We start from the raw sequence: 16,713 nt of genomic DNA on the forward strand, positions 1-16,713 counted from the left end.
CAATCGAAAAAAAGTACAGGTCAGACCTGTATCGAGCCATAAAAAGAGGATCACTATGACCACCCAGATTAAATTAACCACCCGTCAAGGGGACCGGATTGCGATAGTTCGCGGTTTACGTACGCCATTTGCCAAGCAAGCGACTGAATTTCACGGTGTTTCAGCGCTGGACTTAGGCAAACTGGTCGTCAACGAATTGTTGATCCGCAGTGAGCTGGATGCCAAATTAATTGATCAGGTGGTTTACGGTCAAGTTGTGCAGATGCCGGAAGCGCCGAATATTGCCCGGGAAATTGTGCTTGGCACTGGAATGAACGTTCATACCGATGCCTTTAGCGTGACGCGCGCCTGCGCCACCAGCTTCCAGTCGGTGGTCAGTGTGACAGAATCAATGATGGCGGGTATCCACCAGGTTGCCATTGCCGGTGGCGCAGATTCCAGTTCAGTGTTACCTGTAGGCGTGAGCAAGGCGCTGGCGCGTGCGCTGGTGGATTTAACCAAAGCCAAGACTTTTGGCCAGAAAGTGGCGATTTTCCGCCGCTTAGGGTTAAAAGATTTATTACCGGTACCCCCAGCGGTGGCTGAATACACCACGGGTCTATCGATGGGCGATACCGCTGAGCAAATGGCGAAAAGTCATGGTATCAGCCGCGCTGATCAAGATGCATTAGCGCACCGCTCACATACACTGGCAGCGCACGCCTGGGCGCAAGGTTGGTTAAAAGATGAAGTGATGAGTGCCCATGTCGAGCCTTATCAAAAATTCCTGGAGATGGATAACAATATCCGCCAGGACTCGAAACTGGAATCTTACAGTAAATTAAAACCGGTGTTTGACCGTCAGTACGGTTCTGTCACTGCAGCCACCAGTACACCGCTGACCGATGGTGCTTCTGCGGTACTGATGATGCCGGAAAGTTATGCCAAAGCCTTAGGGTACAAGCCATTGGGTTATGTGCGCAGTTACGCTTTTGCTGCCATCGATGTCTGGGAAGATATGTTGATGGGGCCATCTTATGCCACGCCAATTGCGCTGGATCGGGCTGGCTTAACGCTGAACGATTTAACCCTAATTGAGATGCATGAAGCCTTTGCGGCGCAGGCGCTGGCGAATATGAAAATGTTCGGTAGCAAAAAATTTGCCGAAGAAAAACTCGGTCGCTCTGCGGCTATTGGTGAGATTGATATGGCGAAGTTTAACGTCAATGGCGGTTCACTGGCCTATGGTCATCCTTTTGCGGCCACCGGCACCAGATTAATTACCCAGACCCTGAATGAACTAAACCGCCGCGGCGGCGGTATCGGTCTGACGACAGCTTGCGCGGCTGGTGGTTTAGGCGCAGCCATGATTGTGGAGACAGAATAATGACAACAACCCCAACTTTTTCTCTGGCAGTACGCGACGATGGCATCGGTATCATTACTATGGATGTCGCTGGCGAGAGTATGAATGTGCTTAAAGCCGCTTTTGCCGATGAAATTAAAAGCCTGCTCGATGAAATCCGCAGTAACAAGCAGATCAAAGGCTTAGTTATTATCTCCGGCAAAGCTGATTCTTTTATCGCCGGTGCTGATATCACTATGCTAGATGCTTGCCAAAGCGCACAACAAGCCACTGAGATTGCGGCTATGGGTCAGCAGATGTTTGGCCAGTTAGAGGCGCTGAATCTGCCGCTGATCGCGGCGATTCACGGTCCTTGCCTCGGCGGTGGTCTGGAGCTGGCGATGGCCTGTCATGGCCGGGTGGCGACTGACGATGGCAAAACAGTGCTTGGTTTACCAGAAGTGCAGTTAGGTCTGCTCCCTGGTAGTGGTGGCACCCAAAGATTGCCACAACTGGTGGGCTTACAAAAAGCGCTCGATATGATGCTGACCGGCAAACAGTTGCGGGCGACTCAGGCGAAAAAAGCCGGTTTAGTCGATGCAGTGGTGCCAAAAAGTATTTTACTGGAGGCGGCTGTAAAAATGGCACTGGCGGGTAAACCGCAGCGCAAACCGGTGAAATTGCCTTTGGTCGGACAACTGCTGGAATTTACCTCCATCGGTCGCGGCATTTTATTCAGTCAGGCCGAAAAACAAACCTTGGCTAAAACAGGCGGCCATTATCCGGCCCCGCTCAAAATCATCGAAGCCATCAAGGCTGGGGTCAATAGTGGGATGGCCCGTGGCTTACAAGTTGAAGCCCAGGCCTTTGGTGAGTTGTGTATGACGCCGGTGTCGAAATCACTGCGTGGCTTGTTTTTTGCTACCACTCAGATGAAAAAAGAATCGGGTGCTGGTGATGTCAAAGGCGGCAAAGTGAAAAAAGCGGCCGTGCTTGGCGGTGGTCTGATGGGCGGTGGTATAGCTAATGTCACTGCTGGTAAAGCCGGTATTCCGGTGCGGATCAAAGATATCAACCAGCAAGGGATCAGCAACGCACTGAAATATAGCTACAGCCTGTTATATAAAAAGTTTAAACGCCGCTATTTAAGCCGCACTGAAATGCAAAAACAAATGGCTTTGCTGACCGGTACGACGGATTACAGCGGTTTTCATGATGTTGATTTGGTTGTGGAAGCGGTGTTTGAAGATCTGGCGCTGAAACAACAAATGGTGCGGGACATTGAAGCGCATTGCCACGAGCAGACCATTTTTGCTTCCAATACCAGTTCCTTGCCTATTGGCCAAATCGCTGCAGGCGCAGCCCGGCCGGAAAATGTGATTGGTCTGCATTACTTTTCACCGGTGGATAAAATGCCGCTGGTGGAAGTGATTGCGCATGACAAAACGTCGGCTCAAACCATTGCGACTACTGTGGCTTTTGCCCGTAAACAAGGCAAAACACCGATTGTGGTGAAAGACGGCGCTGGTTTTTATGTTAACCGGATCCTGGCTTTATATATGAATGAGGCCGCCAATCTATTGCTGGAAGGCGAGCCAGTGGAAAAAATCGACAAGGCACTGACCAAGTTTGGCTTGCCGGTCGGTCCTATCACTTTGCTCGACGAAGTCGGGATTGACGTTGGTGCGAAAATTTCGCCGATACTGCAGCGTGAACTTGGCGAGCGTTTTGCCGCGCCAGGGGCTTTTGACAAATTGATGGCAGACGGGCGTAAGGGTAAAAAAGTCGAAAAAGGCTTTTACCGTTATGGCGCCAGTGTGAAAAAAGGCCGCAAAGAAGTAGATACTTCAGTCTATGCCTTACTTGGCGTGCAACCGGCCGGTCGCTTGTCAGCTGAACAAATCAGTAATCGTTGTTTAGTGCAGATGCTGAACGAAGCAGTGCGTTGTCTGGAAGAGGGCATTATTGCTTCTGCCCGCGATGGCGACATTGGGGCTATTTTCGGCATTGGTTTCCCGCCTTTTATCGGTGGACCATTCCGCTATATCGATGCAATGGGCGCGACCAGCCTGGTCGCCGACCTGCGCCGCTATGAAGCGCAATTTGGCAGCCGTTTTGCGCCAAGTAACTTATTGCTGCAGATGGCAGAGCAGGGCAAGACTTTCTATTGAGGGTTGCACTGCGTTGACATGCGACTAAAGTCGCTGGCCTGATGAAAAAAAGAGCTGTTATAATACAGCTCTTTTTTTATCGGCCTTCAAATAGCCTGAGACACAATGCCGGCAGCAGTCCGTCGGTCAGGAGTTCGCCATGTGGTTGTTGCTGATCGCACCTTTGTGCAGTCTGTATTGTTTTGTCCAGGCGCGCCGCGCTGGCTTGCGGCCGTTGATCTGGACTCTGCTGGGTGCTATTGCCGGTCCACTGGCGTTGCCGTTATTCCACAACCATAAGCGCTTACAGCTGAAAAAAGCCATTGGCCATGGCAAAGTGTGGTTCAGACCCTAAAGTGTGCTGACAAGCGCGCTGTGGCTTTGTAGTTGCTGTTGCCATAACAGCGGCCAGCTGGCATCTGGTAAACTATGGGCATAAACCGGGATTTTCAGCAGCATAGTATCCAATAATACCAACTTGTGTTGTGCCAGCCAGGGTTTGACTAACAATGCTGGCAAATAGGCGCAGCCATGCTGACTCAACAGCCACTGCAACAAGACGGCCGGATCTGCAGAACTGAATTGTAATGGCAAGGTACTCAGTCTGGGCGGCGCCGTGCTTAATAATAAACTCGCTTCAGCCACGGCAGGTGCTGCTGCACTTCGCACCGGCCACAATTCCAGGGCGCCAAGAAAATGCACTGCACTGAGTGGGTGGGCCGTTAGCGGTGCGCCGGTACTCACCACCCCATCAACCTGATTAAAATCTTGTCTTGCCAGTAAAGTGGCTGGTAAAAAGTCCAGCTGCCAGTGCGGACCGCTTGGACACAAGATGGCTAAGCAGTGCGGATCGGCAAGTACTGCTAATTCCTGTGACAACAATAGTTGTCTGGATTTGTGGGGTTGTAATTGGTTCTGGATCTGTTGTCTGGCCGCACCTATAGCACTGAGGACAGCTTCGGCATGAGGTAACAGTAACTCACCGGCTGAGGTCAACTGGATATTGTTACGGTAGCGGATAAACAGCGGCACGCCTAAACTTTGCTCCAGTTGACGGATCCGAAAACTGACGGCTGACTGGGTCAGATACAGATTTTCGGCGGCTTTGCCAAAATGCCTGGTTTTTTGCACTTCGAGAAAGGTTTTCAGCAGTTCGGTATCCAACAGTCTTCCTTCAGCAATTTGAGGTTTATTTTTTAGTATAATTGATTGTAACCATAAAAAATATTTGTTTTACGATCGGAATTTTGTTTACCATACTCCGCACAGTTTATTGGGATAGCTTTAGATTCAACAAGATCAGGGGAAAAAAGTGATGCAGCAAAGTTTTGTGGCTAAACGTCGCTTTTTTGATGACCGGAATTTCCCGAAAGGGTTTACCAGGTCAGGGCGTTTTACGCTGGCAGAGGGCAATCTGCTTGAGAAACACGGTGCAGCGATGTTGGAACTGGAAGAGGGCACACGTCCGCCAGCCAACGAGGAAGAACAGCGGTTTTTATTAGTCTGTAAAGGCGAAGCTGAAGCGCTGTCTTTATTTGAAAAAGTGTGGATTAAGTACAAACAGCGGGTGCAGGAAAAGAAAAAATTCCACACCGTGTTTGGTAAAAAACGCATTGCTGATGGCAGCGATGACTTTTCTTACGTCGAAACCGACAACGATTAAGCACGGATCTGACTCATGCTGCCGGCCTCTCATTGCAGGCAGCGCTCACAGGAGTGACAGGTGACTGACTTTTTTCGCGCCTTGATGCGCCCCGAAGTGCTGATTTTTTTAATCCCGCTGGCTGGTATTGGTCTCGGGGCATTAAAGCTGTGGTTTAATCACCAGGAGCGGATGGAAAAAATTCGCCATGGCATAGATCCGGATGCGCGCAGTCGTTAACCCGATCTGCAGAGCATAAAAAAAGCGCCAACGGCGCTTTTTTTATGCTCTGCCATCAGACTACCGCAGGTACTGCCGCTAACTTGGGTTTATGTTGTTTTTGATCGAGCAAAAACTGGGTGAAATCAGCTGCCGATAAAGGTTTGCTGTAATAATACCCCTGAATGATTTCACAGCGGAGTTGTTTCAGTTGCTGCAACTGCTCTGCATATTCCACCCCTTCAGCAACTACAGTCAGGCTTAAGTTGTGGGCAATGGTGACAATGGTATCAACCATATTGCGGCCACGGGCGGTGTTCATATCGTCGATAAAAGCTTTATCTATTTTCAGCGTGTTAAGCGGAAACTGTTTCAGATACGCCAGCGATGAATAACCGGTACCGAAATCATCCATCGCCAGATGGATCCCGCGCGCGCGCAATTTTTTCATGGTATCAATCGCCATCTTTGGCGATTGCATCACGGTGCCTTCAGTGATTTCTAACTCCAGATGATAAGAGGGCAGCTCGGTTTGCTGCAGCACATCGTCGATTTGCTCACACAAATAAGGTAACATAAACTGTTTCACGGACAGGTTCACCGCAACACGACCATGAAACAAACCTTGATCAATCCAGCGTTTAACGTCTTTACATGCTTTGCGTAGCACCACTTCGCCGATTTCAACAATCTGGCCGGTTTCTTCTGACACCGGAATAAAAGAGGCAGGGCTGATTAAGCCACGTTTAGGCGTGATAAACCTGACCAGAGCTTCCATCCCGACCAATTGCCCACTGAGAATATCCATTTTCGGCTGATAGTACACAGTAAAATAATCTTCTTTTAAGCCGTGCCGGATCAGGTTTTCCAGTTGTAGCCGTTTTACCGCCAGTTTGTTCATCGAATCATTAAAAAACAGATAACGGTTGGCGCCCTCATTTTTGGCGTGGTACATCGCCGTATCGGCGTTTCTGAGTAGGGCTTCCGGATCAGTGCCGTCTTCCGGATACAACACAATACCGATACTGCTGGTGATCGCCAATTCGTGTTGGTTGATAAAAAATGGCAGATTGATTTGTTTGATCAGCTCTTTGGCCATAGTGGTAATGGTATGGATATCGTTGGTGTTTTCCAACAGAATGGCAAACTCATCACCACCAAGCCGGTATAACCGCTCTTTTTGCCGGGTCAACTGACTTAACCGCTGCGCCAGTTTAATCAGCAGGGAATCGCCCAACTGGTGGCCAAGTGAGTCATTGATTTTTTTGAAGTTATCCAGATCAAACACCAACAGCGCGTGTTTAACTTCCCGCTCCACCAGTCGGCTCAGTTCGGACGAGAATAAAGCACGGTTGGGTAAACCGGTCAGGGTATCGGAATTAGCCAACCGGCTGAGCTCAGCCTCTTTGCGTTTGCGCTCGCTGATATCAGAAAAAACGGCAACATATTGGGTAATGGTATGATGGTCATCTTTGACCACATCAAAATTCAGTTCGGCCTGGTAGACTTCGCCGCTGATGCGCTGGTCCTGAATTTCACCTTGCCAACTGCCTTCAGCCTGCAGCACCACGCCAATTTCCTGTAGAAAACGGGTTGGGTACATGGCCAGATCAAAAGGTTTTTTGATCACTTGTTCCCGGCTTTTGCCGGTGATGGTACTGAACGAGTGGTTGACTTCAATGACCATGAAATTGGTGTCGCAGATCACCACCGCATCGGAAATATTTTCCAGACAACGGGCAAATAACTCCAGCCGTTCTTCGGTGTGTTTGAGTAACTGAATGTTTTTGATGGTGCCAGTCATCCGGGTGGCGATGCCATCCGCATCGGTACTGACCACTTTACCGCGGTCCAGCACCCAGACCCAGCCGCCATCAGAAGCCCGCAACCGGTAAGCGGCTTCGTAATAAGGGGTATCGCCAGCTAAATGCAAATACAGCTGTTCAGTGACACGTTCTAAATCTTTTGGATGAATTTGATCGCGGTTGGGCGGGAATTGATTGGTTTCAGGTTTCATTTCAACCGGATGTTGCCAGGAGCTGGAACGGTACAAAGTGCCAAAACTGATATTCCAGTCCCATAATTCATCACCGCTGCCCCACAAGGACAGCCGTAATCTTTCTTCACTTTGTTCCAGCCGGTTCTGATAACGCCGCATTTTCAGGATAGATAAATGCGCCAGCAGCAAAGCGCCGAAAGAAAACAACAAGATAGAGGATAATACATAAGGCATTGACCTTTGCCAGTCCAGCGCCAAAGCCGGCAATGGGCAACAAAAGCCAGCAAGCAGCAAAGCGAACTTATTCATTTTGTTATTATTTTTCACACGTTAAAGAATCCGGCAGGTCGTTACCGGTAAATTATATAAAATAGCAGGCGCTGTCAAAGCCAATCTATCCCAAGCCGGACTGTTCTGGTCGTTTCCAATGCTGAAAAAACGAGCAGCATTATGTTTTTGTTATGTTTTCAATTCAGTTATGCTGTATTAACTTTAATTTTCCCCTTAACGCAGCACAGGCCAGACTTTGCAGATGGCTATGCTCAGGTGCTGTGCCGGTCGCCAGAAAAATGGCATCATAGTCAGGTGCCAGCAGGCTATAACAGAAGCTGACAAAGTCAGCCAGGCTGAGGTCTTGCAGTTCATGCTCAATCGCACTGGCAAGCTGACAATGGATATCACCCTGACCAATGGCTAACCAGACCCGTTTTGCTCTGCTACTCAGACTGCTGTCTCTTTCCTGAATTTGCGCCTGCAAGCTTTGTTTTAATTCGTTAAATTCATCCAAAGGCAAATCTGGTAGTTCTTCGAGGAATTTGCGGTAAAAAATCACTGTGGCAAAATACAGATCCGCACTGCTCACCCTTGGTGACTGCACATAAAAAGCGATGCCTGGCTTCAGGTCCATCGGCACGTAACCGGTGCCAACCAGGTAACCCAGTTGTTGTTCGGTGCGCAGGGCATGGAAATACTCAGGTGACAACAGATGATTTGCCAGCATAAACAACGCCATGCTTCGAGGTGTACGGTCCTTGGCTGGCAGATAAATCACCAGCGCGGCATCCTCCTGTGACATTGGCAACTCCAGCCAGACAGGCCCAAGTCCACTGGTGCTATAACTTTGCCGCGCCAGCCGCTGGCCTGTGCTTGGCAGTTGCTGTTGCCAGTGCCGTAATTTTTCTGCCAGTTGACCGGCATCACTTTGTGTCCAGTTGCCCAGCATCAGTGCTTCCAGATGCACCTGCACGAACATCTGCTGACAGAACTGGTTAAATTCGGCAAAGCTGGTTTGTTGCAGCAGTTGCGCTAATTTGACTGGATCCGGATTCAGCGGTTGTAGCAAAGAAGATAGCTGGCTGAACAGGCGGCTGACCGGTTTATTCCGGCCATGGTTCTGCCAGTGCTGGATGAGTTGACGTTGTAGTTCAATAAAACGCTGCTCGCTAAATTGCCGGTTGGGCATTTGCTGCAATACATCGCTGACCAGGGCAATCTGATTACCGGACAAGCCTGAACTGTGCAGCGTCAGCCCATGTTGTTGTACATAAAGGTTGTAATGCAGGCCGGCGGTGGTGGCAGGATAAAATTGCTCATTGATATCGTCGAGCAATAACTCGAGCCACAGTTTGGTCAGCGCCAGTTCGGTTAAATCCCGAATCGTGTTTGGCAGCGTTAACTGGACAAAAATATGCCCCTTGGGCGTTTGAAATTCGGTATCAGGCTTAAACCATAAGGTGAGTTCAGGACTTTGCAGCCAGACTTGTGGTACAGGCTGGTGTTCGGTCTGATCTAACAGTTGTAATTGTGCCACCAGATATGGATTGGTGCCGGGTAAATGGCAGTGCTGACTGGGACCCACCTGAGCCAGCCGTTGCAGTAGTTCATTCGGTAACGCCAACTGGCTGTAAGGCGTATGATACCAGCGCGCCTGGCGGTCGACGTTGACGTCCGGCGCTATCAGCATCAGTCGCAGGTTTTCAGCATGGAAATAACCTAATAACTGTTGATAGAGCGCGACCGGCGGCGCTTCCATCCGATAATCTCCAAAAATGTAATCCTCTACCGGATAGTGTTGCAGATTAATCGCCAGATCGCTGGCCAGCTGCAAGGGTGGTTTTTGCTCCTGATAATCAAAACCCCAGCTGACCAGTTTTTGCCGTTCGGCAAACAAGGTCGCCGGAAAGGGTTGTTGTCTGAGCATGGCCAGATAGGCAAAACTTTCCGCCAAAATATCATCCAGATGAAACATACCGGCTGGCATCAGTTCAAAAGCCAGGGTGAAATCTTTGTAGTTACTGCCATCTATACCACCACCAGCGCTCAGGCCATTCACCCAACCACGATGTTTTAGCAGACTTAATAATGAACCAGGCCCTTCGTCACCCAATAAATGCGCCAGAAAGCTGACCAGTTTGTAGCGATACCAGGGCTGAATATCAGGTAAAGCAAAACTAGCGACAAAACGCTGGGTTGGTTTATGCGGCTGGATATTGAGTTGGATGCCCAGGTGTTCAGCCAGATAGAGTGGGGGTTGTAAGGGCGTTTTGGCCGGCAAATGATTCGGTAAATTATTGAAATAGCGTTCGCACAGCGCTTGTTGCTCTGCCAATGGCAAAGCAGACACCAGCACCAGCGTCATCCGCTCACTACTGTATTGTTGCTGATAAAAATCCTGTACCGCTTGTTGTGCGCTTTGACCAGGTCTGTCATCGAGAGTTGCCAGATTACCGACCGAAAACTTAGCAAACGGATGCTGCGGATTAATGCTCTCTTTATGTGCCTGGTAAATCCTGCGGCCATCATCTTTGAGTTTCATCGAAAACTCCGCTTCAATGGCCTGCCGCTCTTTGTCGACGGCTTCTGCGCTGAACAGCGGGGCACTGAACATATCAGCAAAACGGTGTAAGGCTTCCGCCAGGTGCGGATGTTCGATATCAAAATAAAAACAGCTATGCTCAGTGCCGGTCCATGCATTGTGGCTGCCGCCATGGGCACTGATAAATTGCTGATAACTGCCAGCTTGCGGAAAATTGGCCGATCCTAAAAATACCAAATGTTCCAAAAAGTGTGCCAGGCCTTCCCGATCCGCCGGATCGTCAAAATGGCCGACATTGACTGCCAGCGCGGCAGCACTTTTTTCGGCATCTGTTTGTTCGACCAATAACAGCCGCAAACCATTGGACAAGGTGTAGGGGAAATAGCGGCGATGATCGTTAGGGCTTTGCAGTACATGGCTTTTTTTCAAGGCTGGCCTCGTTTGGTTGCAAATCTGGACGAGTAAAACAACGACTCATCATACCGAATAGGAATATAAAGCATAAATTTTATGCTTTATTAACAGTTACTGTGACAGCAATCTTTCATTATCATAGCGCACTCTTTTCGCGTTGGGCGCGAAGTTGTAAATGGTGTAGACAATGGTCAATCTGGTTATCATGCGTCACGGCGACGCAGAGCCCTTACAGAGTCAGGATAGTCAACGGCAGCTTACCGGCAGAGGCCGGGCAGATGTCAGTCAAATGGCGCTTTGGTTATCCCGCCATTATCAGAGCTTTGATCGGGTGTTTTGCAGCCCTTATCTACGCACCTGCCAAACTGCTGAGCTTATGGTGGCACAACAACAGCAGGTTTCACAATTTGAAATTTTGCCTGAGTTAGTGCCGGAAGGCGACAGTCAGCAGGTACAACTCTATCTGGATGCGTTGTGGGCGGACCAACCCCATGGCCGGTTTTTGCTGATATCACACATGCCACTGGTCAGTTTTCTGGTCGAGACCTTCAGTCGGGGGGCTTTGGCGCCAATTTTTGAAACGTCCGGCCTGGTTTGTCTTGATTATCAGCCAGGACAGGCAGCCAGGGTGCTGGAGAGAATGGCGCCACAGGATTTAGTGTTAGCCGGTTTAAGCTAACCTGGGTTGTCAGCTCAAGGTCAGGCTTGTCATCATCGCCTGACCAACAGTTACAGCGGTGTCCGAAGCAACACCAGAACAGCGCCGTCGCGCCCCCAATGGGTGGGGGCAGTATGAAAGGCCCGCACATTTGGGTGCTGGAGCAGCCAATTGGGCACTTTTTTTGCCAGGATGCCACTGCCTTTGCCATGCACAATACAGGCACAATTCAGATGTTCACGTTGGCAATAGGCTAACAAGCCAGCCAGCTCAGTTTTGGCCTGTTGTTGCGTCAAACCATGCAAGTCCAGCACAACTGCCGGTTGATACTCACCACGTTTGAGGTTTTTGGGTAGATAGGGGTCATCGCCAGGTTGCACGTAACTGATGGTCAGACTCTCCGACTGATAACCTTCAAATTCATCAGAAAAATAGAATAAATCAGCTGGCTCAGGCTCTGCAGCCGTCTTTACGGCAGTTTTTTTGTTGCGGACCCGCCGTTCAGGCGGTATCTTGTCCTGCTGCATAGGCCGGGCGCCGGAAATCGCGTCCCGGAACAGCCGGATTTCATCTTCACTAGGAAATTTAGACTTGCTCATAGCGGGCAGTCTACCCAAAGAGCTAAGTTAAATAAATGACTGAACACGAACCTTTTCAACTGACCGCTGAATTAATCGACGAAGCGGTGACGGATTTATGCACTGTGCACGATTGGTTGCGCTGGGCTGTCAGTCAGTTTAATGCTGCTGATCTGTATTTTGGCCATGGCACAGATAATCCATGGGATGATGCGGGTGTATTATTGGCTTATACCCTCCATCTGACTCATCTGGCGGAACCGGCGTTGTTACAAACCCGCCTGACCCGCAGTGAAAGGCGGCAATTTTCGGCGTTAGTGCAACAACGGATTGAACAACGGATCCCGTCGGCCTATTTAACGTCACAGGCTTATTTTGCCGGTTTACCTTTTTATGTCGATGCGCGGGTGTTGGTACCACGTTCACCAATTGGCGAACTCATTGTGCAACAATTTGCATCATGGTTCCCGGTGACGGCGCCGCAGCGCATTCTGGATTTATGCACGGGTTCTGGCTGTATCGCTATTGCATGCGCCCATTATCTGCCTGAAGCCGAAGTGGATGCGGTTGACATCAGTGAAGACGCATTGGCCGTTGCTGATTTAAATATCTGTCAGCATGGACTGGAGCAGCGGGTGTTCCCGATTCAATCGGATTGTTTCAGTGCATTACCGGGCCAACAGTATGATTTGATTGTCACCAATCCGCCTTATGTGGATGCTGAAGATATGGCCGATTTACCGGATGAATATCAACATGAGCCTGAACTGGGGTTAGCTTCAGGCGTTGATGGCCTGGAGTTGACGCGCCAGATCCTGCGTGAAGCTGCCAGTCATCTGACCGAGCAGGGCGTGCTAATTTGTGAAGTGGGGAATTCGATGGTGGCGCTGGCGGCTCAGTTTCCACAAGTGCCATTTCACTGGATTGAATTTAATAAAGGCGGCATCGGCGTGTTTGCGCTGACCAAAGCACAGTTAGTGGCTCATCAGCAAGCGTTTGAGGAGTAAGTCATGGCGGGTAATAGTATCGGCGAGTTGTTCCGCTTAACAACTTTTGGTGAGAGTCATGGCCCGGCCATTGGGGGCATCGTCGATGGTTGCCCGCCAGGACTGGTGCTTGATCTGGCTGCCATTCAGCATGATTTGGACCGGCGTAAACCTGGGACTTCACGTTATACCACGCAGCGGCGTGAAGATGATGTGGTGAAAATTTTATCCGGCGTGTTTGAAGGCACCACCACCGGCTGTTCCATTGGCTTATTGATTGAAAACACCGATCAGCGCTCGCAGGATTATTCCGCCATCAAAGACGTGTTCCGGCCTGGTCATGCTGATTATACCTATTGGCATAAGCATGGCATCCGTGATTACCGGGGCGGCGGCCGCTCTTCGGCGCGTGAGACTGCCATCAGGGTTGCCGCTGGTGCTATTGCCAAACAATATTTGAAACAACGTTTTGGTGTCGAAGTCCGGGCTTATCTGGCGCAGTTAGGGCCGATTAAAGCTGAACAACTGGATTGGGCGCAAGTCGAGCAAAATGATTTTTTCTGTCCCGATGTGACTAAAATCAGCGTGCTGGATGAATTTATGCGCGACTTGAAAAAAGCTGGCGACTCGGTAGGGGCCCGGATTAACGTGGTTGCCAGCAATGTGCCTGTGGGTTGGGGTGAGCCGGTATTCGATCGTTTAGATGCTGATATTGCCCATGCCATGATGAGCATCAACGCAGTCAAGGCAGTGGAAATTGGCGATGGTTTTGCGGTGGTGGAACAACAGGGCTCGACTCATCGTGATGCCTTAACGCCGACCGGTTTCAGCGCTAATCATGCCGGTGGTATCTTAGGCGGGATTTCCTCTGGTCAGGATATTCAGGTCAGTATTGCGCTGAAACCAACCTCCAGTATCAGTATTCCGGGGGATAGTATCAATACCAGCGGTGAAGCTGTACAAATGCTGACCAAAGGCCGGCACGACCCCTGTGTCGGCATTCGGGCTGTGCCTATCGCAGAAGCCATGCTGGCGATAGTGCTGATGGATCATTTCCTGCGTCATCAGGCGCAAAACCATCAGGTCCAGGTAAGCACCCCGGATATTGCCCGGATCGGCCGTGGTCAGATAACTGGGCAATAGCAGTTTGCTGCGAGCCTGATGACCCGGTATGTCAGTTGACCCGGCAGTGCTGCAGCCTCAGCCTGACCGGGTTTTTGTTTTTTATCGCAGCTCAAGATGCGGAGTTTTGCTTGAAACTGTCAACGCCACAGACGCTCAGTCTGGCTTATTTTGCGTATTTTGCCGTGTTAGGCGTTTTTGTGCCTTACATTGGCTTGTTTCTGGATAATCGCGGGCTGAATTCACATGACATTGGGGTATTGCTCGCCATCGTCACCGGCATGCGGATCCTAGGACCTAGTTTATGGGCGGCCTTGGCAGCAAAACGGCGAGATCCGATCGGCGTGATGAGGTTTGGTGCTGTGCTTGCCACTATTGGCTGGCTCAGTAGTTTTTATCAGGGCGGCTATTGGTCGCTGGTGCTGGGGCTGGCTGTATACAGTCTGTGCTGGACCGCCATTTTACCGCAGCTGGAAAGTTCCGCTTTTCATTATCTTGACAATAACACCAGCAGATACAGCAAGGTCCGAACCGCAGGCTCAGTCGGGTATATTGTACTGGTGATGCTGGGCGGTTGGTGGTTTCAGCAAACCGGACCGCAGATGCTGCCCCATAGTGCACTGTTGTTTTTGTTGTTGATGCTGCTCACTTTGTGGCTGCTGCCGAAATTTCAGTTATCGGCTGAACACAGCAGCACGCCATTTCGTTTTCGCCAATTATGGCGCCACAGTGGCTTTGTCAAATTTATGCTCGGTGCCTTTTTTATCCAGATGAGTTTTGCGCCCTTTTATGGTTTTTTTACCCTGTATACCCGTGATCATGGCTACAGCGGTACCGAAGCCGGTCTGTTGATTGCGCTGGCGGTGGCGGCCGAAATTGTGGCTTTTTATTTTGCCGGAAAAATTTTGGCAGGCCGTAGTTATCAGAAACTACTGGGGTTTTGTTATGCAGTGACGGCACTTCGCTGGCTGATAGTGGCCTTTTGTGTCGATAGTCCCTGGTTGCTGGCTGCCAGTATGTTATTGCATGCCTTTAGTTTTGCCATTGCGCATAGCTGCGCCATGCAGTTTATTCAGCAATTTTTTCCGCAGTCACATCGCAGTCGTGGTCAGGCGCTGTATGCCGGTTTAATTTATGGCGGCGGTGGCGCACTTGGCGCTTATATTGCCGGTATCAGTTGGCAGGATGGCGCGGGCTCGACTTTCAGTTTTGTGCTGGCGGCAGGTTTTGCTTTGTTCTCAGCGCTGCTGGCTGTTTGGTTACCAAAACAAATCCAGCCAGCAGTCTAATACCAGCTGGCATTGTTGCCGGATCAGGCTTTTAATAACCAGCGGATAATCGGATCCAATAGTTTGGCACGATACTGCGGATAGGCCGGCAAGGTGCTGTTGATCCGGCCTTTTTGATGCACGGCTTTGGCATGACTGAAGGTGTAAAAGCCTTCTTTGCCATGGTAATGCCCCATACCGGATGGGCCGATACCGCCAAAAGGTAAATCATCCTGGCCAACATGTAACAAGGTTTCGTTCAGACAGACGCCGCCGGCGTGGGTTTCATGCAAGACTTTTTGCTGTAGAGTCGGGTCATCGGTAAATAAATACAGCGCCAGCGGTCTGGGTCTTTGCCGGATAAAAGCCAAAGCTGCGTCGATATCGTCGTAAGCCTGAATCGGCAATACAGGCCCAAAAATTTCCTGTTGCCATAATGTCGCCTGGTCCGGAGCATCCAGTACCAGTTGCAGCGGCAATAAACGCTGTGGATTTTGCTGTTGCAGATAATCTTTGCCGTCACAGCCAATGACAGTGGCACCCAGCTGCTGCGCTTGCTGCAGATTATCCAGCAAACGCTGATAATGGCGCTGATTAATCACACTGGTATAAGGGGTACTGCCAGCGCCGTCGGCCGGATAAAACTGTTGAAATTGCTGTTGTAAGGCTTCGACCAGTGCTGGCAGTTGTGGCCTTGGCACCAGCACATAATCAGGCGCTACACAGGTTTGACCGGCGTTGGCGGTTTTACCAAAGATGATGCGGTTGGCCACCTTGGCAATATTGGCATCCGGTGCCAGTAACAACGGTGATTTCCCACCGAGCTCCAGCGTAACTGGCGTCAGATGTTGGCTGGCTGCCCGCATCACCTGATGACCAATTGCGGTAGAGCCGGTATAGAGCAAATGATCAAAAGGCAGTTGGCTAAACTCAGCGGCCACTGCGGCATCCCCTTCGATCACCAGCGCTGCATCAGGTAAGGCCGTTTCAATGATGAGCTTCAGCACCTGATTGGTTTTTGGGGTAAATTCGGACAATTTCAGCAGCACCTTATTGCCTGCGCTGATGGCGGCAATCAGCGGCCCTAAACTAAGGAAAATTGGATAATTCCACGGCACTATCACACCCACCACGCCGAGCGGCTGGTAAAGCACATAATTTTTCGCGGGCAAAAATAGCCAACTGACATGACGGCGACTGGGTTTGAGCCAGTTAGACAGGTGTTTCAGGCTGTAATCAAGGCTATTGAGCGTTGGCAAAATTTCCAGCAACCTGGTTTCACTATCAGCGCGTTGACCAAAATCAGCATTGGCTGCGGCGCAGAGGCTAGCTTGTTGGCGTAATAATTGTTGTCTTAACGCCTGTAGCTGCGCTTTGCGCTGTGCCAAGGATGGATAAGGGGTGGTGGCAAATGCCTGGCGCATTTGCTGAAAGTGCAAGCCTGACAACGTCATATCAAAGGTCCAACCAGAAGCGTAAAACGTCAATCTAATGGAGTTGAGCCTGGCTGGCAATCTGTTGATAGCGAAAAGCCGTTG

At 50.2% G+C, this 16,713-nt stretch carries 14 protein-coding genes; 9 read left to right on the plus strand and 5 right to left on the minus strand.

The features are described 5' to 3' along the window. The first annotated feature begins 55 nt into the window (after nucleotides 1–55). The 3 genes from fadI (at nucleotide 56) to AC53GJ_RS10005 (ending at nucleotide 3,829) form a co-directional block, all read left to right on the plus strand. Complete coding sequence (fadI, locus tag AC53GJ_RS09995; RefSeq protein WP_496732532.1) at nucleotides 56–1,366, plus strand: acetyl-CoA C-acyltransferase FadI; 1,311 nt, start codon at nucleotides 56–58, stop codon at nucleotides 1,364–1,366. Then, nucleotides 1,366–3,495 carry a fatty acid oxidation complex subunit alpha FadJ gene (gene fadJ, locus AC53GJ_RS10000; RefSeq protein WP_496732533.1) on the plus strand — a complete coding sequence of 710 codons (2,130 nt, stop codon included), beginning with the start codon at nucleotides 1,366–1,368 and terminating at the stop codon, nucleotides 3,493–3,495. The genes fadI and fadJ overlap by 1 nt, the downstream gene beginning before the upstream one ends. Before the next feature lie 139 nt (nucleotides 3,496–3,634). After that, complete coding sequence (locus AC53GJ_RS10005; RefSeq protein ID WP_496732534.1) at nucleotides 3,635–3,829, plus strand: hypothetical protein; 195 nt, start codon at nucleotides 3,635–3,637, stop codon at nucleotides 3,827–3,829. Here the strand turns inward: AC53GJ_RS10005 and AC53GJ_RS10010 are convergent. Continuing rightward, on the minus strand, nucleotides 3,826–4,638 hold the full coding sequence (locus AC53GJ_RS10010) for a LysR family transcriptional regulator (protein WP_496732535.1): 813 nt from the start codon (nucleotides 4,636–4,638) through the stop codon (nucleotides 3,826–3,828). The two genes, AC53GJ_RS10005 and AC53GJ_RS10010, sit on opposite strands and share 4 nt — an antisense overlap. Nucleotides 4,639–4,789: 151 nt before the next feature. Here AC53GJ_RS10010 and AC53GJ_RS10015 point away from each other — a divergent pair, with 151 nt between their 5' ends. After that, the gene (locus AC53GJ_RS10015; protein WP_496732780.1) at nucleotides 4,790–5,137 is read left to right on the plus strand and encodes a MaoP family protein; all 348 of its coding nucleotides are present in this window, start codon (nucleotides 4,790–4,792) and stop codon (nucleotides 5,135–5,137) included. A gap of 60 nt (nucleotides 5,138–5,197) precedes the next feature. Then, nucleotides 5,198–5,356 (plus strand): hypothetical protein, encoded by a 159-nt coding sequence (locus AC53GJ_RS10020; protein ID WP_496732536.1) that lies wholly within the window; start codon nucleotides 5,198–5,200, stop codon nucleotides 5,354–5,356. A gap of 55 nt (nucleotides 5,357–5,411) precedes the next feature. On the opposite strand, the gene AC53GJ_RS10025 is transcribed toward AC53GJ_RS10020, so the two are convergent. Next, nucleotides 5,412–7,643, minus strand: coding sequence for a putative bifunctional diguanylate cyclase/phosphodiesterase (locus AC53GJ_RS10025; protein ID WP_496732537.1), 2,232 nt, complete (start codon nucleotides 7,641–7,643; stop codon nucleotides 5,412–5,414). Nucleotides 7,644–7,806: 163 nt separating this feature from the next. Continuing rightward, nucleotides 7,807–10,578, minus strand: a complete 2,772-nt coding sequence (locus tag AC53GJ_RS10030; RefSeq protein WP_496732538.1) for an insulinase family protein — start codon at nucleotides 10,576–10,578, stop codon at nucleotides 7,807–7,809. A gap of 172 nt (nucleotides 10,579–10,750) precedes the next feature. Here AC53GJ_RS10030 and sixA point away from each other — a divergent pair, with 172 nt between their 5' ends. Beyond that, nucleotides 10,751–11,242, plus strand: a complete 492-nt coding sequence (gene sixA / locus AC53GJ_RS10035) for a phosphohistidine phosphatase SixA (protein WP_496732539.1) — start codon at nucleotides 10,751–10,753, stop codon at nucleotides 11,240–11,242. Nucleotides 11,243–11,292: 50 nt separating this feature from the next. Here sixA and smrB read toward each other — a convergent pair whose 3' ends face one another. Continuing rightward, nucleotides 11,293–11,820, minus strand: coding sequence for an endonuclease SmrB (smrB, locus tag AC53GJ_RS10040; protein WP_496732540.1), 528 nt, complete (start codon nucleotides 11,818–11,820; stop codon nucleotides 11,293–11,295). Between the two features lie 35 nt (nucleotides 11,821–11,855). Here smrB and prmB point away from each other — a divergent pair, with 35 nt between their 5' ends. From prmB to AC53GJ_RS10055, 3 genes are all read left to right on the plus strand, one after another. After that, nucleotides 11,856–12,806, plus strand: a complete 951-nt coding sequence (gene prmB / locus AC53GJ_RS10045) for a 50S ribosomal protein L3 N(5)-glutamine methyltransferase (RefSeq protein WP_496732541.1) — start codon at nucleotides 11,856–11,858, stop codon at nucleotides 12,804–12,806. 3 nt (nucleotides 12,807–12,809) lie between these two features. Next, nucleotides 12,810–13,928, plus strand: a complete 1,119-nt coding sequence (gene aroC, locus AC53GJ_RS10050) for a chorismate synthase (RefSeq protein ID WP_496732542.1) — start codon at nucleotides 12,810–12,812, stop codon at nucleotides 13,926–13,928. Between the two features lie 110 nt (nucleotides 13,929–14,038). Further along, on the plus strand, nucleotides 14,039–15,196 hold the full coding sequence (locus AC53GJ_RS10055; protein WP_496732543.1) for an MFS transporter: 1,158 nt from the start codon (nucleotides 14,039–14,041) through the stop codon (nucleotides 15,194–15,196). 23 nt (nucleotides 15,197–15,219) lie between these two features. Here AC53GJ_RS10055 and AC53GJ_RS10060 read toward each other — a convergent pair whose 3' ends face one another. Beyond that, nucleotides 15,220–16,629, minus strand: coding sequence for a coniferyl aldehyde dehydrogenase (locus tag AC53GJ_RS10060; RefSeq protein WP_496732544.1), 1,410 nt, complete (start codon nucleotides 16,627–16,629; stop codon nucleotides 15,220–15,222). Between the last annotated feature and the right edge of the window lie 84 nt (nucleotides 16,630–16,713).

Source organism: Rheinheimera sp. B2H12 (genome assembly GCF_059620065.1).

Bases quoted from the DNA above. Each gene is read 5' to 3' on its own strand.
- fadI (WP_496732532.1), top strand. From the start codon at position 56: ATGACCACCCAGATTAAATTAACCACCCGTCAAGGGGACCGGATTGCG.
- fadJ (WP_496732533.1), top strand. From the start codon at position 1,366: ATGACAACAACCCCAACTTTTTCTCTGGCAGTACGCGACGATGGCATC.
- AC53GJ_RS10005 (WP_496732534.1), top strand. From the start codon at position 3,635: ATGTGGTTGTTGCTGATCGCACCTTTGTGCAGTCTGTATTGTTTTGTC.
- AC53GJ_RS10015 (WP_496732780.1), top strand. From the start codon at position 4,790: ATGCAGCAAAGTTTTGTGGCTAAACGTCGCTTTTTTGATGACCGGAAT.
- AC53GJ_RS10025 (WP_496732537.1), bottom strand. From the start codon at position 7,643: ATGAATAAGTTCGCTTTGCTGCTTGCTGGCTTTTGTTGCCCATTGCCG.
- sixA (WP_496732539.1), top strand. From the start codon at position 10,751: ATGGTCAATCTGGTTATCATGCGTCACGGCGACGCAGAGCCCTTACAG.
- smrB (WP_496732540.1), bottom strand. From the start codon at position 11,820: ATGAGCAAGTCTAAATTTCCTAGTGAAGATGAAATCCGGCTGTTCCGG.
- prmB (WP_496732541.1), top strand. From the start codon at position 11,856: ATGACTGAACACGAACCTTTTCAACTGACCGCTGAATTAATCGACGAA.
- aroC (WP_496732542.1), top strand. From the start codon at position 12,810: ATGGCGGGTAATAGTATCGGCGAGTTGTTCCGCTTAACAACTTTTGGT.
- AC53GJ_RS10060 (WP_496732544.1), bottom strand. From the start codon at position 16,629: ATGACGTTGTCAGGCTTGCACTTTCAGCAAATGCGCCAGGCATTTGCC.